The sequence below is a fragment of the Pseudomonas sp. ADAK13 genome (assembly GCF_012935715.1).
In the GTDB taxonomy this organism is placed as follows: Bacteria; Pseudomonadota; Gammaproteobacteria; order Pseudomonadales; family Pseudomonadaceae; genus Aquipseudomonas.
This window is the reverse complement of record NZ_CP052860.1, coordinates 5683147-5704846: the sequence shown is the minus strand read 5'-3', so window position 1 is coordinate 5704846 and position 21700 is coordinate 5683147. Positions and strand designations below refer to the sequence as shown.

Annotated in this window: 19 protein-coding genes; 5 read left to right on the top strand and 14 right to left on the bottom strand. The window is 61.5% G+C overall.

Annotated features, from left to right (window positions below; translation table 11 throughout):
• Positions 1–3: 3 nt before the first annotated feature.
• Positions 4–1410 carry an NAD(P)/FAD-dependent oxidoreductase gene (locus HKK54_RS26295; protein WP_010169422.1) on the bottom strand — a complete coding sequence of 469 codons (1407 nt, stop codon included), beginning with the start codon at positions 1408–1410 and terminating at the stop codon, positions 4–6.
• A gap of 49 nt (positions 1411–1459) precedes the next feature.
• Entirely contained in the window at positions 1460–2275 is an 816-nt protein-coding gene (locus HKK54_RS26290) for a helix-turn-helix transcriptional regulator (protein WP_169388336.1), read from the bottom strand.
• Positions 2276–2535: 260 nt separating this feature from the next.
• On the opposite strand from HKK54_RS26290, the gene HKK54_RS26285 reads away from it, so the two are divergent.
• Positions 2536–2808 (top strand): DUF1652 domain-containing protein, encoded by a 273-nt coding sequence (locus tag HKK54_RS26285; RefSeq protein ID WP_003217129.1) that lies wholly within the window; start codon positions 2536–2538, stop codon positions 2806–2808.
• 44 nt (positions 2809–2852) lie between these two features.
• On the opposite strand, the gene HKK54_RS26280 is transcribed toward HKK54_RS26285, so the two are convergent.
• Positions 2853–5312, bottom strand: a complete 2460-nt coding sequence (locus HKK54_RS26280; RefSeq protein ID WP_169388335.1) for a UvrD-helicase domain-containing protein — start codon at positions 5310–5312, stop codon at positions 2853–2855.
• Positions 5313–5529: 217 nt separating this feature from the next.
• On the opposite strand from HKK54_RS26280, the gene HKK54_RS26275 reads away from it, so the two are divergent.
• Positions 5530–6225 carry a pirin family protein gene (locus HKK54_RS26275; RefSeq protein WP_169388334.1) on the top strand — a complete coding sequence of 232 codons (696 nt, stop codon included), beginning with the start codon at positions 5530–5532 and terminating at the stop codon, positions 6223–6225.
• Positions 6226–6393: 168 nt separating this feature from the next.
• Here the strand turns inward: HKK54_RS26275 and pgm are convergent, their stop codons facing one another.
• From pgm to HKK54_RS26255, 4 genes are all read right to left on the bottom strand, one after another.
• A complete protein-coding gene (pgm, locus tag HKK54_RS26270) occupies positions 6394–8040 on the bottom strand; it encodes a phosphoglucomutase (alpha-D-glucose-1,6-bisphosphate-dependent) (RefSeq protein WP_169388333.1) in 1647 nt (548 codons plus the stop codon).
• A 106-nt stretch (positions 8041–8146) separates the two neighbouring features.
• On the bottom strand, positions 8147–9553 hold the full coding sequence (locus HKK54_RS26265; RefSeq protein ID WP_169388332.1) for an aminotransferase-like domain-containing protein: 1407 nt from the start codon (positions 9551–9553) through the stop codon (positions 8147–8149).
• Between the two features lie 24 nt (positions 9554–9577).
• Positions 9578–10999 carry a hypothetical protein gene (locus HKK54_RS26260; protein ID WP_169388331.1) on the bottom strand — a complete coding sequence of 474 codons (1422 nt, stop codon included), beginning with the start codon at positions 10997–10999 and terminating at the stop codon, positions 9578–9580.
• 660 nt (positions 11000–11659) lie between these two features.
• Positions 11660–12682, bottom strand: a complete 1023-nt coding sequence (locus HKK54_RS26255; protein ID WP_010169435.1) for a zinc-dependent alcohol dehydrogenase family protein — start codon at positions 12680–12682, stop codon at positions 11660–11662.
• A 248-nt stretch (positions 12683–12930) separates the two neighbouring features.
• On the opposite strand from HKK54_RS26255, the gene HKK54_RS26250 reads away from it, so the two are divergent.
• Entirely contained in the window at positions 12931–13845 is a 915-nt protein-coding gene (locus HKK54_RS26250; protein WP_003217142.1) for a LysR family transcriptional regulator, read from the top strand.
• Between the two features lie 73 nt (positions 13846–13918).
• Here the strand turns inward: HKK54_RS26250 and HKK54_RS26245 are convergent, their stop codons facing one another.
• Entirely contained in the window at positions 13919–14860 is a 942-nt protein-coding gene (locus HKK54_RS26245) for a GlxA family transcriptional regulator (protein ID WP_169388330.1), read from the bottom strand.
• Positions 14861–14987: 127 nt separating this feature from the next.
• On the opposite strand from HKK54_RS26245, the gene HKK54_RS26240 reads away from it, so the two are divergent.
• Positions 14988–15719 carry a DJ-1/PfpI family protein gene (locus HKK54_RS26240; RefSeq protein ID WP_169388329.1) on the top strand — a complete coding sequence of 244 codons (732 nt, stop codon included), beginning with the start codon at positions 14988–14990 and terminating at the stop codon, positions 15717–15719.
• Positions 15720–15763: 44 nt separating this feature from the next.
• Here the strand turns inward: HKK54_RS26240 and HKK54_RS26235 are convergent, their stop codons facing one another.
• The 5 genes from HKK54_RS26235 to HKK54_RS26215 all read right to left on the bottom strand — a co-directional run bounded on the left by HKK54_RS26235 (position 15764) and on the right by HKK54_RS26215 (position 19844).
• Positions 15764–16597, bottom strand: coding sequence for an oxidoreductase (locus tag HKK54_RS26235; protein WP_169388328.1), 834 nt, complete (start codon positions 16595–16597; stop codon positions 15764–15766).
• A 69-nt stretch (positions 16598–16666) separates the two neighbouring features.
• The gene (locus HKK54_RS26230) at positions 16667–16864 is read right to left on the bottom strand and encodes a hypothetical protein (RefSeq protein WP_169388327.1); all 198 of its coding nucleotides are present in this window, start codon (positions 16862–16864) and stop codon (positions 16667–16669) included.
• A 1-nt stretch (position 16865) separates the two neighbouring features.
• On the bottom strand, positions 16866–18758 hold the full coding sequence (locus HKK54_RS26225) for an FUSC family protein (RefSeq protein ID WP_442962313.1): 1893 nt from the start codon (positions 18756–18758) through the stop codon (positions 16866–16868).
• The gene (locus HKK54_RS26220) at positions 18737–19645 is read right to left on the bottom strand and encodes an efflux RND transporter periplasmic adaptor subunit (RefSeq protein ID WP_010169442.1); all 909 of its coding nucleotides are present in this window, start codon (positions 19643–19645) and stop codon (positions 18737–18739) included. Before HKK54_RS26220 ends, HKK54_RS26225 begins: the two co-directional genes overlap by 22 nt.
• A gap of 10 nt (positions 19646–19655) precedes the next feature.
• Positions 19656–19844, bottom strand: a complete 189-nt coding sequence (locus HKK54_RS26215; protein WP_178120998.1) for a DUF1656 domain-containing protein — start codon at positions 19842–19844, stop codon at positions 19656–19658.
• 127 nt (positions 19845–19971) lie between these two features.
• On the opposite strand from HKK54_RS26215, the gene HKK54_RS26210 reads away from it, so the two are divergent.
• Entirely contained in the window at positions 19972–20766 is a 795-nt protein-coding gene (locus tag HKK54_RS26210) for an AraC family transcriptional regulator (protein WP_169388326.1), read from the top strand.
• Here HKK54_RS26210 and HKK54_RS26205 read toward each other — a convergent pair.
• A complete protein-coding gene (locus HKK54_RS26205) occupies positions 20763–21668 on the bottom strand; it encodes a LysR family transcriptional regulator (RefSeq protein ID WP_169388325.1) in 906 nt (301 codons plus the stop codon). The genes HKK54_RS26210 and HKK54_RS26205 overlap by 4 nt on opposite strands.
• Between the last annotated feature and the right edge of the window lie 32 nt (positions 21669–21700).

The following is a 21700-nucleotide window of genomic DNA, read 5'->3' as shown; positions in this document are numbered from 1 at the left end:
GACTTAGTGCATGAAACCTTCCATGAACCCGGCAACCCCGCTGGCCAACTTGCGACGCCACGGCGCGGTGTTGGGGTTGGCCAGCACCTGGTCCTCGTGGACAAAGCTGCGAATGATCGCGTTGTAGCCCAGCCAGCGGCAGGGTTCCGGTTCCCAGGCCTTGAGCCCGTCCAGCCGGCCCGGCTGGATCACCCATGGCTGCTGCACCAGCGGCGTGTCGAGCCCCAGGATCAGGTCGGCCAACGTGCGGCCGCCCAGGTTGCTGGCTCCTACGCCCTCGCCGCCGTAACCACCGGCCAGGGCGATGCCTGCCGCGTGGTCACAGAGCATGTGCGGCTTGAAGCGTCGGGACATGCCGAGGTTGCCGCCCCAGGCGTGGGTGATGCGGACTTTCTTGAGCTGCGGGAAGAGTTCACCGAACAGGTAGCGACGCAGTTCGATTTCGCTGTCGGTGAGGTCGAAGTTGTGCCGCAGCTTGCCGGCAAACTGATAGCCGCCACGGGCACCGAACACCAGGCGGTTATCGGCTGAACGCTGGCCGTAGGTGACTTGTCGACTGCTTTCGCCGAACGCCTGGCCGCGGTTCAGGCCGATCTCATCCCAGGTGCTGGCCGGCAACGGCTCGGTGGCGACGATCAGGCTTTGCACCGGCAACTGATAGCGCCCCAGCGGCGCCAATGTCGTGGCATACCCCTCCACCGCCGGCACCACCCATGAGGCGCGCACCGACGCTTTGGCCGTGCGCAGGCTGCCGGATTGCCAGTGGGTCACGGGGCTGTTTTCGTAAATCGTGACGCCCATCTGTTCGACCACCCGCGCCAGGCCACGCACCAGCTTGGCCGGGTGAATCGTGGCGACGTGGGGGGCATAGATGCCGCCGTAGGGCTTGGCTATGCGGATGTGCTCGGCCAACTGCTGCGGGCCGAGCCAGCGGTAATCGTCGTCGGTCAGGCCCTGGGCGTGGAGTTTGGCCAGGTAGGCCCGCAGGCTGGCTTCCTGTTCGGGGTAGCGCGCGGCGCAATACAGCACGCCGCCCTTGCGGTAGTCACAATCGATGCCTTCGCGCTCAATCACCTGCGCCACTTCATCAGGGATTGCATGCAGCAGGTCGAACGAGGCCCGGCGTTGCTCCGGGGACAACCCTGCCAGCAGCCGGTCTTCCCCCAGCAGGTTGCCCATCAACCAGCCGCCGTTACGCCCCGAGGCTCCGAAGCCGGCGGTTTGCGCTTCGATGATCGCTATCTTCAGCTCGGGCGCCTGGCGCTTCAGGTAATACGCGGTCCAGAGCCCGGTGTAGCCGGCGCCGATAATGGCCACGTTGACGTCCAGGTCGTGCTCCAGGGACGGGCGCGCCACCAGCGGCTCGTCCAACTGGTCCATCCATAAACTGATATTGCGCCATGCAGGCATGCCAAGCTCCACCACCACACTTCGATGGCAGTGATCCTAGAGCCTGGCCTCAGGGGTTGTCTTGCGCGCGTGCACGCAGGGAAATTTGTTTGACGTAGGCCTTGGGCGACTGGCCGGTGTGCTGGCGGAAGCTGCTATAGAACGCTGATGTCGAATTGAAACCGGCGGCAAACGCCAGTTCATCGATACGTATCGGTGGCGTGGCGTTATCCAGTGCAGCGAGCAAATGCTGGAGGCGCGCCTGGTTGACGTAGCGGTAAAAGCTTTGGCCCAGCACCTGGTTCAACAGGTAGGAAATCTGGTTGCGGCTGTACCCGCACTCCTTCGCTACCCGTTGCAGGTCCAGTTCGGGGTCCAGGTACGGTTGCTGACGCTGGAAGTACTGTTGCAGGTCGTTGGCCATGTAGCTCAGTTGCTGGGGCGACAGGCCGAGGCGGCTGACGGTCGGGCGTGTGGTCTCGCTGCGGCTGGCGGACTGTTCGTGCACCAGGGACGCGTATTCGTTGACCCGCCAGATCAGGCCGTCGCGCACGGTAATGGCTTCGCTGGTGCGAAACGACACCAGCCCCTGGCCGCCGCGCAACGTGATGCGGTATTGAATGAACGCTGTGTCGCCGTCGGCGCGGATGCGGTCGGTGTGCTCGATCGCCTCATCGGCGCCACGGGGCATGCTGGCCTGCAGGTACTCGCGCAGGTCCTCTGCCCCCACGACGCGGTTCTGGAAGAAATCGTGGTACTGGATGTCCGGGTGGTAGTACGACATCACACCGTCCAGGTCCCGGTGTTTCCAGCACAGATGGTGACGCAGCACCAACTCGCCAGTGGCTTGGGTTTGCTGGGAGTCATCCGGGATGAAGTCGGGCATGGAGCGCTCTAAGGCTGGGACAGCCTGCGAGCTTGCCCAACTTTTCAGGCCGGTTCAATGGCCATTTGACAGTTCTGACTAATGGCCTTTAGCCCATTACCACGTAGGACATGACCCACATCAAACTTCCTGAAAACAACTGCCGAACGGGGCCAAAAAACTCCCCTGCCGGATGCGAACGAATGCTATTTTTAGGGCTCACGACGGCCAGGACCAGTGACGGTCATGGCGCCCCTGCAGCGAGCTAAAGGAAGCGCTCAATGAACAAGGTGGGCAACATGAATAAAGTGACGTTCCCCAACGCCTGCCAGTTGATGCGCTGGCATTTTCATCCCATGGGCTTTGAGGCGAGCATGGACGCTCCCGGCAGCATGATTGCCCGCCTGTTCGACCGCGCCAGCGGAGAAACCCTGATTGCGATTGCCGGCATTCCCTGCGCCACGGTAATGAACGCCGCCGACGTGGAGCGGATCATTGAAGCCGTCGAGGATGAGCTGGAGTCGTTTGTGCCGCCGCTGTCGTTGCGGGCTTAGTCGCTGCGGGCATAAAAGAAGGGCCACCCTGGGGTGGCCCTTTTTCATTTTCGCTGATCATCAAAAAACGCTTTGTCCCCGGCCACCCGGTCCGATGCTTTCGGCACGTTTACCCCTTGGCCGTCCTGCGCTTCGACATACCAGTAGCAATGGCTCACCGCCCGGGTAATCCCCACATAGGCCAGGCGCAGCACTTCGTCTTTCTGCGCGCTGTCGTAAGGCTCGGTATCGCCGTCCTTGCCCAGGCCCGCCATGCGGTAGACCTGGTTCTTGTACGGTGAACTGGTCAGATGCTGGCAATCTCCCAGCAGGAACACCGCATCCGCTTGCAAGCCCTTGGCGCTGTGATAGGTCAGTTGCTTGAGCCGACGAGCATCGTACGGCAAGCTAGAATCCAGATTAACTACAGACTGAATATACTCTTGTATCAATAGCTTATCGCTGCTTTTTCGATACAGCATTAATATCGAATCACCCTTTTGATAGTGCGCCAGCAGTTGCTGGCCCAGGGCCGCGTCATCCCGGTCACGCACGGTCACCGGCACCAGCGCCTTCGGGGTACCGCTCGCCTTGGCTTTCTTGCCGCTGATGGCCGGGGCGGCCCGCACGATGTGTTCGGCGGCATCGATAACGTGCTGATGGCTGCGGTAGTTCTCGCCCAGCATCACCCGTGTGGTCGCCGGAGACGGGAATTCCTTGTTGAATTCCATGAAGTATTTGGGCGAACTGCCCCGCCAGCCATAGATCGACTGCCAGTCATCCCCCACGCACAGCAGCGAAGAACGCTGGGCGCCACGCCCTACGTGCATGGCCGGGCCACGGCTGCGAATCTCCCGCAGGCTGGCGCGGATCCACGAGACAATCTGCGGCGACACGTCCTGGAACTCGTCGATCATCAGGTGCGACATCGGTCGCAGCAGGCCGTCGCTCAATAGCTTGAGGTTTTCCGGGGTGTTTTCGCCAAACAGCGAGAACATCCGGTTATAGGTCATGACCGGTGGCGACTGGTCCAGCAGATGATCTTCCAGGGCTTTCCAGAAGATGCTCAGGGCCTCGAAGTAAAAGCGGTCCGGGTCATCCTTGGCAAAACTCATCTTGCCCACGGCCGTCGGCACGTCCAGCCCCAGGTTTTCGATAAACCCGGCGGCGGCGACAAAGCTGTCCAGCAGTGGCGCGGAACTCAGCTCGCCCTTGACCTTGTAATCGAAGCCCGGGCCCGCAGTTGCGTCGCCCGCCAGGCTGCTCAAAAGCCGCTTGGATGAATCGTAGCTTTCAAGCCATATCAATGGTTTACGACAGAAAGCTTGAAACAGCGTGCGCTTGACCGCCCACTCTGCGCGTACCGACAGCTTTGAGCCCGGTCGGCTGACCTGGGCGTTTTCCCGAGGGTCGAAGCCGAGTACCACCCAGGCATCGAGTTCGGCGATGTAGCCGTGGCAGTGAAACGGCGCACCGTTGATATCGAAGGTCTGGCGATTGGGCTCAATGCCCTTGATCGGCCAGGCGCCCGCGCGAAACCACAGGTCTTCGATCACATCGCAGAGTTCTTCATCGCGCTTGGCCGCCAGTTCGGTCACGGCCACGCGTTTTTGCACGTCCGGATGATCGCGCTCCAGCTCCTTGAGCTGCAGGGCATGGCGCGCCAACGGGGCAATCATCTCGCGGAAGCGTTCGTGACGGCCGTGCAGCTGGTGATAGCAGGCGTTCAACTGCTGGCGCTGGGCGTCGTTGATGCGCAGTTCGAACGGATTGCTGTCGGCTTCATCAAACCCCGCTTCGGTGCGGGCGTTGAGGTTCTCAAAGGCTTGCAGGCGCTCAAGGCCCGGTAGGCTGCGCACCATCGGCAGAATGCGCGAGTGAAAGGTGCGCACCACCGCTTGCGCCTCTTTCATTCCAAGGGGTTGGCCCCACAAGGCGAGAATGTCCATGAGCTTGTTGATGAAGTCTTTGCGCGACTCGCGGGTGAAGGTCACCACCGTCATTGAGCTGAGTTCAAAGCCCAGGTAATGGGTCAGCAGCAGGATACGCAGCACCAGCGAGGTGGATTTGCCGGCGCCGGCACCGGCAATCACCGAAGTGGACGGCGTATCGCTGAAAATCATCTTCCATTGGGCCGCGCTTGGCTGGGCATGCGCCGGCAACAGGCGCGCCACATCGGCCTTGATGCGTTTTTTCAGCTCGGCGGTCAGCGGCAGGCGCCAGTCGTCGAACAAGTCGTCGTCGACGCCCGGCGCGGTGTGTTCATCCGGGCGGAAGTCGCGAATCAGCAGGACCTGGCGGCCCTCTTCAATGCCATCCGCCTTGCCTTCCTGGTAACCGTACTCCACACCAGCCGTGTGGCCGCTGCGAAAGCCATCGGCCTGGCCATGCAGCCATGAAAAACGGTGCTGGGCGCGCAGCCGCGTCAGGCCGTGTCCGAATAATCGGGCGGCAAGCCGTTTCAACAGGGGCATTTCGGCCAGTGGCCGCAGTTCGGGAGGCAGATCGGGGGTGTGTTGCGGCACGCGGACTCCTGCGATGCTTTAACTCGGACAAGAGCCCTATGTTCGCCGCAAATGCCCCTCAGTTCCAGCCAATTACTTTGCGCTCAGGCAGTTAGGCGATGAAGTGAAGACAAGCCCTGAGCATCGGCATCGAAGCATTCGATAGGAATCCTGCATTTTTTACGCTTTTTATCGATCTGGCGCTGATGGATCATGGCCCCATCCACAGGAGACGATCATGCTTGAACTTCGACCTTTCAACACGCTGGGCGGCGCCAATCACGGCTGGCTGGACGCTCACCACCACTTTTCCTTTGCCGAATACCACGACCCCAAGCGTATGCACTGGGGCAACCTGCGGGTATGGAACGATGACCTCATTGCACCGGGCACCGGCTTCCCGCAGCACCCGCACCGCGACATGGAAATCATCACCTACGTGCGGGAAGGCGCCATCAGCCATGCCGACAACCTGGGTAACAAGGGCCGTACCGAGGCTGGCGACGTGCAGGTGATGAGCGCAGGCACCGGGATCGCCCACAGCGAATACAACCTGGAAGCCACGCCGACGAAGATTTTCCAGATATGGATTATTCCCAACGAGGCAGGTTTACCGCCGTCGTGGGGCGCCAAGCCGTTTCCGAAAGGTGATCGCGAAGGGTTTGTGACCCTGGCCAGCGGCAAGGTCGGAGACAGCGAAAGCCTGCGCATTCGTGCCGATGCCCGCCTGGTGGCGGCCAACTTGAAAGCCGGTGAAAGTGCCGAGTATCGGCTGGACAACGGGCGCCGGGCGTACCTGGTGCCGGCGACCGGGGTGATTGAAGTCAACGGCTTGCGTGCACACGCTCGAGACGGCGTGGCGATTGAGGATGAGCAGGTGTTGCGGGTGACTGCCGTTGAGGACAGCGAGATCGTGTTGGTCGACCTGGCTTGACTGAATTTAAATGTGCTGAGGGAGCTTGTGTGGCGAGGGAGCTTGCTCCCGCTGGGGGCGAAGCGGCCCCGAAATCCTTGGAGCGCTACGCGCTCCAGCGGGAGCAAGCTCCCTCGCCACACAAGCTCCCTCGCCACAGGTTAATCAGTCACAGGTGCAATTGGGGTGTCAGTTAGACGAGATCGCCACGTCCACCAACACCTGCGCCTCTTCCACCAGTTGCTTGAGGTGATCTTCACCGATAAAGCTCTCGGCGTAGATCTTGTAGATGTCCTCGGTGCCCGATGGCCGCGCGGCGAACCAGCCGTTTTCGGTCATGACTTTCAGCCCGCCAATCGCCTGGTCGTTACCCGGCGCGTGGCTGAGAATCTGCTGGATGCTTTCCCCCGCCAGTTGCTTGGACGTCACCTGGTCCGGCGACAACTTGCCCAGCAAGGCTTTCTGCGCCGGTGTCGCCTTGGCGTCCACCCGGATGGCGAACGGCTCGCCCAGCGCGTCAGTCAAGCCGCGGTAGATCTGGCTCGGGTCCTGGCCTTTGCGTGAAGTCATTTCTGCGGCCAGCAGTGCCGGGATCAAACCGTCCTTGTCGGTGCTCCAGACGCTGCCGTCCTTGCGCAGGAACGAGGCGCCGGCGCTTTCTTCGCCGCCAAAACCGAGGGAGCCGTCGAACAGGCCGTCGGCAAACCACTTGAAGCCCACTGGCACTTCGTACAGGCGGCGGCCGATGCGTTTGGCCACGCGATCGATCAAGCCGCTGCTGACCACGGTCTTGCCCACGGCGGCATCCGCGCGCCACTCAGGACGGTTCTGGAACAGATAGTCGATGGACACCGCAAGGTAGTTGTTCGGGGCCAGCAAGCCGCCGGTTGGCGTCACGATGCCGTGGCGGTCGTGGTCCGGGTCGCAGGCGAAGGCCACGTCGTAACGGTCCTTGAGGCCGATCAGGCCTTGCATGGCGTAGCTGGAGGACGGGTCCATGCGGATCTGGCCATCCCAGTCGACGCTCATGAAGCGGAAGGTCGAATCGACTTCGGTGTTCACCACGTCCAGGTTCAGGCGGTGATGCTCGGCGATGGCCGACCAGTAGCGCACCCCTGCTCCACCCAGTGGATCCACGCCCAGGCGCAGGCCGGCGTTGCGGATCGCATCAAAGTCGATGACGTTGACCAGGTCGGCCACGTAGGTGTTGAGGTAGTCGTGGCGATGGGTGGTGTCAGCCTTCAGCGCCTGGGCGTGAGTGATGCGTTTGACCCCGGCCAGTTTATTGGCCAGCAGTTCGTTGGCCTTGGCTTCGATCCATTTAGTGATGTGAGTATCGGCCGGGCCACCGTTAGGCGGGTTGTACTTGTAGCCGCCGCTTTGTGGCGGGTTATGGGACGGCGTGATCACGACGCCGTCGGCCAGGCCGCTGGTACGGCCACGGTTGTAGCAAATAATGGCGTGGGAAATCGCCGGTGTCGGGGTGTACTCATCGCCTTCGGCAAGCATCACGTGCACGCCGTTGGCCGCCAACACTTCCAGGGCGCTGGCGCCCGCCGGGGTGGACAGCGCATGGGTATCCAGGCCAACGAACAACGGGCCGTTGATGCCTTGGGCCTCACGGTACAGGCAGATGGCCTGGCTGATGGCAAGCACGTGCCATTCGTTGAAGCTCATGTCGAATGAGCTGCCCCGGTGCCCGGAGGTACCAAAGGCGACGCGCTGGGTGGAGATCGCTGCATCAGGCTGGCCGGTGTAATAGGCCGTTACCAGTCGCGGGATGTCTACCAGCAGTTGAGCTGGTGCCGGCTTGCCCGCAAAAGGACTGAGAGTCATGCATAAACCTCTGAAAGAGAAGGATTCGGAAATAGAGTGCAGTTTACTGGGAGTTGGACTGCTCCGCGACGTTATAAATCCTACAACAATCAGCGATATTTCATTCTCATTCGGTCTGCGCCTGGGTCAATGCCAGGGCCAGGTCGCTCAGGGCGTTCCCCAGGTTGTATGCCCCGTCGAACGTGTGACTGAGTCGCAGGTGCTGGCGATGCAGGCCGCTGATGCTGAACAGCTCGCCTGGCGCTATCACCACCTGCCGGCCGAGCAGCCGTTGAAACACCTGGCGCATGTCCACCGCCGCCCGGGAGCGCAACCAGAAGGTCGCGCCCGCCGCCGGCATTTGGTAAGACACGTGATCCCTCAGGTGCTCGTCCAGGCGCTGACTCATTCGCCAGGCCTGCTCCTTGAGCTGGGGTCGCAACTCCCGCAGATGCTGGTCGATCCGCCCGCTCTGATAGAGCCGGGCAATGGCCCGTTGGCGGATGGACGACAACCGGAACGCGCGCAGCAGGAATTGGCGCTGCAACTCGCTGCCGAGGTGGCGCGACAGCAAGTAACCAAAGGGCGCTTCCGGGCCGAGCACTTTCTCGAAGGTGGAAAACACCATCAGTCGCTCGGGGTTGGCCAGGTCCCGCAGCGCAGTGATCGGCTGTTCGAAGCCAAGGTCGCCATGGCTGTCATTTTCTAACAACCAGCACCCGTGCCGGTCCAGCAGCCGTATCAATTGCATGCGGTCATGGTTGGACAAGAGCACGCCCGACGGCAGGCTGACGCCTGATGACAGCAGCGCCAGTTGCACCGGCTCATTGTTGAGCAACTGCTCCAGCAGCGTCAGATTCAGGCCGTCGTCCGCCGTAAACGGCAATTCGATGATCCTCACGCCCGCCCCCTGCAACAACCGCAGAATCAGCCAGTCACAGGGTGATTCCACGATAACGGCGGCGCCTTTGAGCCCCAGCACCTCAATCAGGATCTCCAGCACCCCGCGCAGGTCGGCGCCGATGTACACCTCGTCCGCCTGCCAACAACGGGTGGGCGACGAGGTATAGCGCGCCGCCAGGGCCGCACGCAGTTCCCAGACGCCGCACGGCTGCGACCATGGCTGCAAATGGCGTGGGTAATGACGCAACAGTTCGCGTTCCAGCAGCAACAGCGCCCCGTCCAGAGACACCCCAAGCGCCGGCTCGTCGGCGCTGAGGACCAGCATGCCTGGGCGCCGCGCGTTCGCATAAAGCCTTTCCAGCAGGTCACCACCGTTGCTGCCGGGCGGTTTATTCAGCACCGGCCAGGCGTAATAGCCCGACTTGGCCACCGAATAGACCCGGCCTTCCTTCTCCAGCAATGAATACGCGTATTGAATGGTCGAGATCGACACGTTCAGGCGCTCCGACAGCTGCCGCAACGACGGCAACTTCACCCGGGCATCGGTGCCGACCTCGTTGATGAGGTTGATCATGTAGCGATACACCGCCTGGTAGGCGAAGTCGGTTTGCCTGTCATCCTTGAAGCTCATCGCCGTTCACCCACCGTCACCCGCTTAACGCCCGGACAGTTGGCTGGTTGCAACGGCGGGCGCGTCTTGTTGCGGCGCCGTGGCCATGCACGCCACTTCAGTGGCAGACCGCTTGCGATAAAGGTGTTGCAGCAAATCAATGGGTAACCCGCTGATATCGGTAGCCCATTGCCCCAGCATCTCGGCCACCGGCTTGCCTTGCAGTGCCTTATGCAGCTCAGGGAGTGCCACCAGCATGCCGGGGTGGCATTGGCGCAAAAAGCTGTCGAGGCGTTCGCCGTGACGGATAAACGGCGAAAACATCAGGCAGTTCAGTTGATTTTCGTCCAGGCCAAACAGCTCCTGGACGTAGTCGGCCGCCAAGGCGCGCCCTTCCTGAGTCGCCGCCTGGGCAATCAGCTGTTCGGGCATCTGCTTGCGCCGCATGAACGGCGTGGCCTGCTGCACAAAGCCCGCTACGCCCTCCGCATACTCCAGTTCCCGCAGGCACTCGGCTTGCAGGCCGCACAGATGGGCCATCAGCAACGGATTCACGTAGGTCGGATGACTGTAATGAAAGCCGAACTTGTCCGGCTGGTAGGCCAGAAACTGCCGCACCAAAGGCCCGGACGAGTATTCGACCGCTTCCATCAGGTCAGCAATGCCGATATAGGCGATGTGGCGGTGGTCGTCCTTCTCGGGCATATCGGCGACATCGTAGTGCTCGCCGTACAGGTTGCAGTAATAGCCGTTGCTCCACTCGTCCATGCGCGCGAACAACCCGCTGAGCACCAGGGGTTCCCGCGCGGGGACCACTACGCCGGCCGACAGTGCAGCCTTCTTCAGCCACGCCAGGTACGCACGCTGCTTGCGTGAGGAATCACCGCTGACCAGTGCATGCACGCCGCCATTCCAGGTGCTCACGCGCTGGTAAAAGTCGCCAAGGGCCAGGTAGCCGTCATTGCACAGCGTCTGGCGAAGATCTCCGGAGGTCAGGTGGCCCACCATCAACAGGTTGCGCCGGCTGGTATCGCGCGCTGCGCCGGAGGCCGGCCGCAGATGGTTGAACGGCAACACCTCCTGATTCTCCACCATCAGCAGTTCGACACGCGGATCGTCATGCAGAAACAGCGCGCTGTAGACGCGATGCAGGGTGTCCAGCGCGGTTTGCGTCATGCCAGCATGGCGCAAGGTGGCGACGCGCAATTGAAAGGTGCGCGGTGTGCGGCCCGCGAGGGTCAACTGTGCCGCACGCAGCAACGCCAGTGCATAGCTGCTGCCGGCGCCTGTGCCGTGGGCGACCAATACCTTGTACTCACCGATCCGCTCCATGCCACCTGCTGCCACGACGATGCGTTGAATCAACAACTGAAGCGAGGTGCGTTCTGTTCGAGAAAAATGCCCTACCAGGCGTTGCAATACTTGTTGATAGACATAGTTCATGGCTTGCTCGTGAATAGCGCTCATAGTTCTACTACCTGAGTTGAAATATCAGTTTCGGGCAACCGTTAACGGCACTTGCCGGACCTGTTGTTTCTGTAGGGGGGCGTTGTCTATTGCAACATGTGACATTCAATGAAGATTAGCACCGGGCCATACCCGCCGAGGGGCACTTCGAGGGGCTTCCAGCACCGGGAAACGCCTTGCATTGCGGCGCGCAGCTCAACCGGGCAGCCCTAGGAACGCTCTTACAACTTCCTTCGCTGTTTTAACTTGGAAACTAAAGAAGCATCCGACACAAGCAACTTTAATAATGGTTTTTCGCCGGGACAGGCACACGGAACGTTATTGGGTTTAACGGATGCACAGGGTGATTTCAGATATTCAATCATTGCTCAATCCTTGAGATGAAAGTGACCGGGCAATTATCAGCGCTTGAATAATGATTAACAGATACAGAACCCGGGCTAAAACCAGTTCAGATGGGCGCACGCAGTGGGTCCGGAGCGTCCAGATACGACAACGCCGCGCTGGGATTCAGGGCGGCGTCAGGGGGAGGCAGCTGATTTACCGGGCTGAAACGCTTAAGTCCCGGTTTAAACGGCGAGCAGGTTAAATCCTTTCAAATGGCGCATTTGCCCCATGCGCCCGGGGGCAGGAATACTCGCTTGAGAATATTCCCACAGATCAAACAGCTTCTACCTGCAAGGCAACACGCTCGCGGCATGGACATTCATCCATATAGCGGTGCGCTTCGACGAATTGGCTGAAGGGAAATACCGTGGTTTTCAGCGGTACCAGCACCTTGTCGGCCGTCAGTTGGTTGATGTCACGCAGGGCGCGCTGCAAGGCGACCTGGTCCTGGATGATGCCCAGTTCCGGTTTGCCAGTGAAGTTGCCGATACAGTGCACAAAGAACTGAATGTTCTTCTGGAACGCCGCACAGGCCGGGAATGGCGTCTGGTTGCCACCTTGCAGGCCATACAGCACCAGGCTGCCACGGGGCGCCAATACGTCGCCCAGCAGCGACATCTGCGGGCCACCCAAGCCATCGAACACCACGTCAACGCCGCGGTTATCGGTGAACTTGTTGACTTGCATCAACAGGTCCTGTTCCTCGGTGACGATGACCTTCTCTGCCCCGAGGGACAGCAGGTACTCACGCTCGTCACTGGTCTTGGTCGCGGCAATCACCCGTACACCCAGGGCTTTGCCCAGTTGCACGAACGACGGGCCGGCACAGTGGCTGGCGTCTGTCACCAGGGCGAATTGGCCGGGTTTGACCCGCGCCAGGTCCATGTACGCAAAATAGGCAATCAGCAGTGGCGTGTAGTGCACACTGGCTTCAATCGGGCTCAAGACATCCGGGTAACGGGTCAGGGCCGAACGGGGCAGGACGATCTGTTCGCCATACACCGGGTAATCATTGGGGCTTTCGGCCGGGAAGCTGGCGACCTTGTCACCCACTGCCAGGTCGTCGACACCCTCGCCAACCGCCACGACCACACCGGCCATTTCATGGCCCAGGCCTGATGGCAGGCGGGCATGGGACGACGCCAGGTTCTGGCGCCACAGGATGTCGTACCAGCTGATGCCAATCGCCTCGACGCGCACCTGCACTTCGCCCGGTGCGGGCTTAGCGGCTGCATGCTCTTCGCATTTGAGCACCTCGGCCGGACCAAACTTGTGAAAACGGATCGTGCGGGACATCGCAAACCTCGTCAAAGTAACCTCTATTGCCATGAACTCTATCTGGGCTTTCGGAGCAAGACCACCGGTCGCCGTTAATAGTCGACATGCCTGTCATTGATTCCGCACATACGGAAAACGTACCAAGCCATGTAGGAAAACTGAATTAGCCGGTGCAGAGTACCAGCCTTTCCCCGTAAGATTCATGCCGGTCATTGTTCTTATATGACCACTCCCGTCAAGTTTACTGACGCCGCCTGGGACACAAGATGAACCGTAACGACCTGCGTCGTGTCGACCTCAACCTGTTGATCGTATTCGAAACCTTGATGCATGAGCGCAGTGTGACCCGCGCTGCCGAGAAATTGTTCCTTGGCCAGCCGGCCATCAGCGCGGCGTTGTCGCGCCTGCGCGGCCTGTTCGACGACCCGCTGTTCGTGCGGACCGGGCGCAGCATGGAGCCGTCGGCCCGTGCGGTGGAAATCTTCGCCCTGCTCTCCCCGGCCCTGGACTCGATTTCCACCGCTGTCAGCCGCGCGTCCGAATTCGACCCGGCCACCAGCACCGCCGTATTCCGCATCGGCCTGTCCGACGACGTCGAATTCGCCCTGCTGCCCCTGCTGCTCAAACGCCTGCGGGCCGAAGCCCCCGGCATCGTGCTGGTGGTGCGTCGGGTCAACTACATCTTGATGCCCGGCCTGCTGGCCTCCGGGGAAATCTCCATCGGCGTGAGCTACACCACCGACTTACCGGCCAACGCCAAGCGCAAGGTCCTGCGCCGCAGTAAACCGATGCTGCTGCGGGCCGACAGCATGCCGGGCTCCATGAGCCTGGACGACTTCTGCGCCCGCCCCCACGCCCTGGTGTCATTCGCCGGGGACTTGAGCGGGTTTCTGGATGAAGAACTGGAAAAACTCGGCCGCAAGCGCCACGTGGTGCTCGCGGTGCCGCAGTTCAATGGACTGGGGACGTTGCTGGCGGGGACCGATATTGTCGCGACCGTGCCGGACTATGCCGCTGAAGCGCTGACTTCAGCCGGTGGCTTGCGGGCTGAGGAGCCGCCATTGCCGGTGCGCACGTTTGAATTGCACATGGCGTGGCGCGGGTCCCAGGACAATGATCCGGGGGAACGTTGGTTGAGGTCGCGGATTCAGATGTTTTTTGGGGATCCGGATAGCCTGTAATGGGATCCCCCGCGACGGCGGCGTCATCTTCGTTTGCCGGAAACAGCGCCGGCATGGTTCTGCGATTACAACGTTAGCTTGCCGAGTTGAAACGACGCCGGTACTCCGTGGGCGTGAGGCCAACGACTCTCCGGAACCGTGAACGGAAGGTCACCGCAGACCCGAATCCGGAAAGAAATGCCGTTTGATCAATCGATGTCTCGCTCTCCTCAAGCAATGCACGCGCTCGATCAATACGAGCGGTGAGAAGCCACTGTAGAGGTGTAGTCCCGGTCTGTTGTTGAAATCGCCGAGCGAAGGTGCGAGAGCTCATGTTGGCACGCGCCGCAAGATTGTCGACAGTGTGCGAACTGTTCAGATTGTCCCGTATCCATTCGATCAAGGGCATTAAGCTCGTTGAAGAGCCTGGAAGCTCCTGACGAATGAACTGGGCCTGACCACCGTCACGGTACAGTGGCGCGACCGCTAGACGGGCAGTGTTTGCCGCAACAGTCTGACCAAAGTCGCGTCGCACGAGATGCAAACACATATCCAGTCCTGCTGACGCGCCGGCCGAAGTCACGATGCTTCCTTCATCGACGAACAGAACATTAGGTTCTACTTGTATCTCTGGGTGAAGCCTGGCCAAGTCCTCGGCGAAACGCCAATGGGTGGTAGCGCGTTTTCCATCAAGAAGACCGCTCGCGGCAAGGATAAAAGCCCCCGTGCAGATTGATACCAATCTTGCACCACGAACATATGCCTCGCGAAGGGCGATGCTTACTGCCTCTGGAACCTCTCCAAACGGGTCTTCACACCCTGGAACGACGATAGTGTGGGCGAGCTCAAGACGGTCGAGGCCGTACCGCACCTGCATATCAAAGCTTGCGGACCGAATTGTCCGCTCGGGTGCGCACACCTCAACCTCGTATGCGTTGCGGCCATCGACCTGGGAAGCCAAAGCGAAAACCTGATAGGCGATACCAAAGTCCAACGGCACCACGTCATTCAATACCAGAACCGCAATTTTATGCACGACGTTGGCCTCTGCTCTCACACGCAAAATAATTGGCAGTAAACGATCGCTTGATGTCGTTTAAGCCACTCACCTGTAGCGTCCAGCAGGAATACTCTTTCGTCAACCACGACGCGAGGAGACGGTAATGCCTGATGAGATGAGCAATGCGATTGAAGACCGCCAGCTGCAGATTGGCATGGTGATTTTTCCTGGTTTCACTCTGCAGGACTTGGCTGGCCCACAGACGGCGTTCGGCCTTCATGCCAAGACCCACATCATCTGGAAGACGCTGGAGCCCGTTCCCACGGATATGGGCGTCACCCTGAACCCCACGATCACGATTGATGACGTTCCAGATAACCTGGACGTGCTGTTTGTCGCAGGTGGTGGAGGAACGCCTGAAATCATGAAGGACCAGGAGCTGCTCGATTTTATTGCTCGCGCAGGAAAGACGGCCACCTATGTAACCGCCGTGTGCACAGGCTCTGTACTTCTTGCTATGGCGGGACTACTGGAGGGCTACCGTGCAGCGACCTATTGGCCTTTCTACGCACCCCTCATCGCACTGGGTATCGAACCGAGCTACGAACGGGTATGCGTCGACAGGAACCGAATCACAGGTGGCGGTGTAACGGCAGGCATCGACTTTGCGCTGAAGGTCATCGCCGAACTCAAAGGCCGGGACGCGGCTGAGTTTACGCAACTCGTGCTCGAGTACGACCCACAGCCGACAATGAGCTCGGGCAACCCGCGTACCGCGCGGCCAGAGATCGTCGCACAGATAACGGGGCTGTGGGGGCGAACTGACGAGGCGGTAAGAGTCGCGAATGAGCATATGGAGCGCCGAGCGCAGTTATCAAAACGGGTTCCCGCCTGATCGTAGTTCCATAACGGGGACCCGGACAGCCGCTGATACACCGCTCAACCATCCGTAGACCGCGTGAGTGCCTCCCACTGATCGATATCCCGCAGGGACTGCGCGAGTTTTTCCCGCACATAACCCAGCGCATCACTGCCCAGCAGCAGATGCGCCGGTGGGTTGTCGCTGGCAATCAGCGTCAACATCGCCTGTGCGGCTTTTTGCGGGTCACCCAGTTGGTGGCCGCTTTTCTCCTCCCGCGCCTGGCGCACCGGATCAAAGCTGGCGTCGTAGTCGCCAATGCTGCGGGGGGTACGCTGCATCGAGCGGCCGGCCCAATCGGTGCGAAACGAGCCCGGCGCCACCGCGGTGACAAAAATATTGAATGGCTTGAGTTCCTTGCTCAAGGTGTCGGAAATGCCTTCCAGGGCGAACTTGCTACCGCAGTAGTAGGCGATGCCCGGCATGGTAATCGTGCCGCCCATGGACGTGATGTTGATGATGTGGCCGCTGCGGCGCTGGCGCAAGTACGGCACGAAGGCCTTGGTCACGGCCACGGCGCCGAACACGTTGACGTCGAATTGACGACGCATGTCTTCCAGCGGCGACTCTTCGAAAATGCCCTCGTGCCCGTAACCTGCGTTGTTCACCAGGACATCCACCGGCCCGAAGCGGGTCTCGACCCCGGCAACGACGCTGTCGATGCGCTCAAAGTCCGTGACATCGAGGATTACCCCGTGGGCACGCTCCGCGGACAACGCCTCAAAGGCTTGCAGCGCTTCCTTGTTACGCACGGTACCGATGACTCGGTGACCGGCAGCCAGCGCCTCTGCCGCCAGCGCCTTGCCGAAGCCGCTGCTGATGCCGGTGATGAACAGGGTTTTGTGAATACTCATGGGAAATACCTCTCGGTTGACGTGCACCCATGGTAGTCAGCTAATCACCGTCGACCTATGCCGGTAAATCTATGAGCGTTGCCTATTCCTATCAGCTTCGCCTGGTGCCGGATGCTGCTCGCCCGCCCGACGCTCAGTGCGCTTTTTTTGCTCTTGCCTGAATTGCTGCTGCCAGCGCGCCAGCGCCTCAGCCCCGTCCGATGCCTGCACCGCGACGGGTGCAGACACGATCATCCCGAACAGCGTCCAGACTAGGAGTTGCTTCATTTCATCTCACCTTCGTTGTGTTGGCTGAAACCTGTGTGTAGTGGTCGAGCAACCCCGCCAGATCCTGGTAGCAAGCCGCCAGGTCGTGGGCGCCCAGCCGGGTCAATGACCTTGATGTTCGCCGGGCCTGGGCCGCGCTGATCGCTGAATGGGAGGCATGCCTGGAAATGCGCCGGTTGCCGGTTTGCACGCACCTGGCGATGGATGAGCCGGGGTCCAGGTCGCGTGTCTTGCGGTGCAGCAACCTCAACTGCCGGCCCAATTGAAGCGACACAGAGCCGGCCTCATCGGCGCCCGACAGCGCCTGCAAGGCAACCATCCGGTGCTGTTGCGTTGCCTGCCACTTGAGCAGGTCCATGCGGTGCCCATGGCGAAGTAACCGGCGCGTGTCCTTGTGCAGGGCCTTCCTCAGGACGTGAGCGTGGCTGGCGGTTTTCCCCGGTATGAGCTGGAAGGCCAGCAGGCAGATAGCGATCGTCACCATCCAGGCGAGTGCCTGATTGGCGAAGTCGGTGAAGTCGTATTGGGCGGTCCCGCCGGTGCCGACGAGGGTGTTAAAGGTAATCAGGTAGGCGATGCCTTGCAGGGCATGGCGCGGCCGGGTGGTGGCATGAATCCCGACCGACCAGAACGCAATCAGCACCACCGTGAGCAACCCGAACCCGCTGACATGGGGCAACAGCAGGAACTTGCACCCCGCCGCTGCCAGTATTCCGTAGAAGATTCCCCTGGCAAAGCTTGCGATGCCTTGCTCGGGCGCCGGGCTGATGGCCAGCAAGGTGCAGAACGGGCCCAGTACGGCCAGCAAGGTTGGCCCCTGGTCCCAGCCGGTGAGGTACCAGACAGCCCCGGTCGCCAGCGTGGCCAGCAAGGCCCGCACACCGTTACGCACTGCGGCGCCGTAATGCCGGTGGAAGCCCACGGCGCGGGCCGGCGGTTGAGGCGCGCGCTCAAGGCAGGCAAAACTCGACAAGGCGCTGGCCAGGTCGGTCAGTTGTTCATTCAGGCGTTGTTGGCCCGCACTGCTTTCAAGACTGGATTGCAGCGCCCGGACGCGGTCGGCCGCCACGGCAAACCCGGGCATGGCTTGCGCCAGTTGTTGCAGGTCCGCGCCGATTCGAGCCTGCGAAGGCAACACACACTCGTCCAGCACCACGGCATGTAAGTACGCAAGGCCGGCCTGCAGGGTCACCCGCCTCGTGCGGATCAGGAATGACTCACCTCGACCCATCCCGAGCAGTTCGTCTACCTTGCTGATATCAAGGATGAGCGGGCCCGGCGCACTCGTCGCGTCTGCGTTAACCCGCGCGGCCAGCAAACCCAGGGTGCGGGACGAGACGTCCTGAAGCGCCTTGTGCAGTGTGCGCTCCACGGTCTTGCGGCTGAACAGCGTGGCCACCAGGCTCAGGCTCAACACTCCGAGTACCACGGCGGTGCCCCGCCCGACGAGATGCTCGAAACCTTGCTGCGGCGCGACAATGGCCGGCCCCAGGGCAAGGCAAACGGTGTAGCCGGCAACCACCGCCGCCGTGGCCTGGTAGTGCCGAAGCACGGTCATGGCACCGACACAAAGGCCGAGCCACACCCCGATCCCGAGGATAAACAGCAGCATTTTCTGGGCGAACAGACTGATCAGCACCAGCGCGACAGCCAACCCCACCAGGGTGCCCAGCACCCGGTTGAACCCCTTGCCGACCACCGCGCCCTGTAGCGGGTGGATCAGCAGCAACACCGTTGAAGCCGCCGAGAACGGCGAGTCCAGGTGCAATTGGAACCCCAGCCACAGGGCCAATGAGGCCGCCATCAGACTGCGTACCACGTAGCCCGATATAGCCGGTTCCCATGCCCCCAGCATGCGCAGCGCCCGGACCCTCACATGAATGCCTGGAGCCATTGCACAAGCCTCCAGCGCGGTGCGGTCCCTGCCTCCGCGACCTCGACGCTGGCGGTCATCCCCGCTGCCAGCTCTACGTCCTGCGGCACGGTGTCCAGTTCAATCCGCACCGGCACGCGCTGGGCCAGGCGTATCCAGCTGAACGTCGGCGCCACTTGGGGCAAGCCGCTGTTACTGCGCAACTCGTTGCCGTCGGCAATGCCCCGGCCCATGCTCGCCACATGCCCTTCGAGCAGCGGTGCAAACCCCATGAGTTTGATTGACGCCCTGGCACCCACCCGGATACCGGCCAGCTTGGTCTCCTCGAAGTAACCGGTGACCCAGAAGCTATGGCTATCGACCACGAAGATATTGGTCTCGCCCGCCGCCGCGTAGTCACCCGGCTGCAGGCGCAATTGGGTCACATACCCGTCGACCGGCGAACGAATGGTGGTGCGGTCCAGGTCAAGCCGTGCATGGGCCAATTGGCTCTGCGCAGCCTCCAGGCGCGCCCTGGCTACGGCGAAGTCCCGGGCCGCATTGTCGGTTTCCTCCCGCGCGATGGCATCGCCGAGCTGGTTGCGGCGTTTGAGCTGTGCGCTGCGCTGCTCGAACACACTGCGCGCTTCGGCAAGCTCGGCCATGCGCTGTTGCTGGGCCAGCAGGTAGCTACTGCGGTCGATCTGATACAGCAAGGCGCCCTTGGCCACCCACTGGTTGTCCCCCACCTGCAGTTGTTCCACCTGGCCGGACACCTCGGGGGCAATCCGGATGACTTGCGCGCTGACACGCCCGTCCCGCGTCCAGGGTGCCAATTCATAGGCGCGCCACAACTGCGTGCAGAACAGCAACGCCGTCAGCCCAAGCACCAGGGTGACGAGGGTCTTGAGGATGTGTTTGAGGGTCATTGCGGCGCCCTCAGCACTTCAGGACAAGGGTCGAGAGCACGATCAGCGACACAAAGAAGCGCGCCAGGCTCGGGTGCCAAGTCCAATCCAGCCAGCGTCGCAGGGTCCGCTCCAGCAGCCCGTACACCAGGGCGGCAACCCCCACGTAGAGCAGGAACGGAGGCAGGTAGAGGTGGGCAATCGTAATTTCGCTGAGCATCGGTTGAATCTCGCAGTCGGCAATCACCTTGATGGCCTTGGTGACGATGGTAGGGACTGCAAGGTCTTGCCGATATTGAGTATGCTGCCAGCATATAATCAAATTCGGACAATCGAGGCGACAGGGCATGGGCGAGATGAAGCTTCAAGGAATTGATCAATTCGAACTGGACAGTTTCGCCCAGCCCGCCGTCGCGCTGATGCTCGGCAGCCAGCGCAACGACACCGAATTCCCCGTGCACAGCCACCGCAAAGGCCAGTTGGTGGTGGCGTACCACGGCGGCATCGTGTGCACCGTAGAGGATGGCGTGTGGATGGTGCCGTCGGGCTTCGGCGTATGGATTCCCGGCGGTGTTGCCCACAGCAACCGGGTGACCGCCAACGGCAGGATCGGCTTTCTGTTTGTCGAGCCGGGCGCCGCCGCGTTACCGGAGAAATGCTGCACGCTGGTGCTATCCCCGCTGATCCTGGAGCTGATCCTGCACCTGAGCGCCCAGGCCCAGGATTATCCGCCCGCGAGTGCCAATGCCCGCGTGGCGAGCGTGCTCCTGGAACAATTGGAACTGGCTCCCTCGGAGCAGTTGTACCTGCCACTTCCCGCCACCACGCAGTTGCGGTTTATCGCGCGCGGCCTGGCCCAGGACCCGGCCAATCGTTGCACCATGGCCCAATGGGCACGTCAGGTCGCCATGAGCGAGCGATCCCTGGCGCGCCTGGTCAAGAACGAAACAGGGCTGACATTTGGCCAGTGGCGCAAGCAATGGCAAATCATCGTGGCCTTGCAGAGCCTGGCCGAAGGCGAGTCGGTGCAACGAACCGCCGAGGCGCTGGGGTACGAGTCGGTCAGTTCGTTCATCAGTATGTTTCGCAAGACCCTGGGTTCGTCGCCGGCGCGCTACATCCGCGGTACCGCAACGCGCTAGCCCCCCACCTGTTCAGCCAGCAACACCGGCAGATGCGCCTGCAAGAACGCCACCCACGTCCGCACCTTGGCATCCAGAAAGCGCCTCGACGGGTACACCGCAAAAATGCTCCGTTCCCTTAGCCGATAGGCGGGCAACAGCCGCACCAGCGAGCCGTCGCGCAACGCCGGGGCTGCGCTGAAAAACGGCAACAGGCTGATGCCCATGCCCTCCTGCGTGGCCTTGACCATCGCATCCGCGACATTGGTCCTGAAGGTATCACCCGGCGCAATCGCAATCTCGCCCTCCTCGCCCTTGAACAGCCACGCATCCTCCTGGAAATCCTGAAGATGCAAGCGTCGATGTTGCATCAACTGCTGCGGCTGCTCGGGCACCCCGTACCTGGCCAGGTACCCCGGCGCCGCACAGGGCACGCTGAACAACTGCCCCACCGTTTGGCTGACCAGCGCCGAATCCGGCAATGAATGGGCGATGGAAATCACCACGTCGTGGCCCTCTTCCAGCGGGTCCGGGTTGTGCTGTGACAGGGTCAACTCCATACAAACATCCGGGCAGTGCTCGCTGTAGCGGGCAATCAACGGCGTGATCAGCACCCCCAAGCCGCTCATGCAATGCACCCGCAACCGCCCGCGCGGGTTGAGGTGGGCGCCACTGGCTTCTGCCGTGGCTTCTCTCACGTCTTCAAGAATGTCGCGGCAGCGCAACAGGAACCGCTCGCCCGAGTCTGTAAGGCTCAGGCGCCGGGTGGTGCGCTGCAACAGGCGGGTCTCTAGGTGTTTTTCCAGCTCGGCGATCAACCGCGACACGTGCGCCCCGGACATGTCCAGCGCCTGCGCCGCCGCCGCAAAGCTGCCCGTGTCGACAACCCGGGCAAACACCTGCATGCCATTGAGCAGGTCCATCAGCGCTGCCCCTCGATTGCTACCTGATCCGT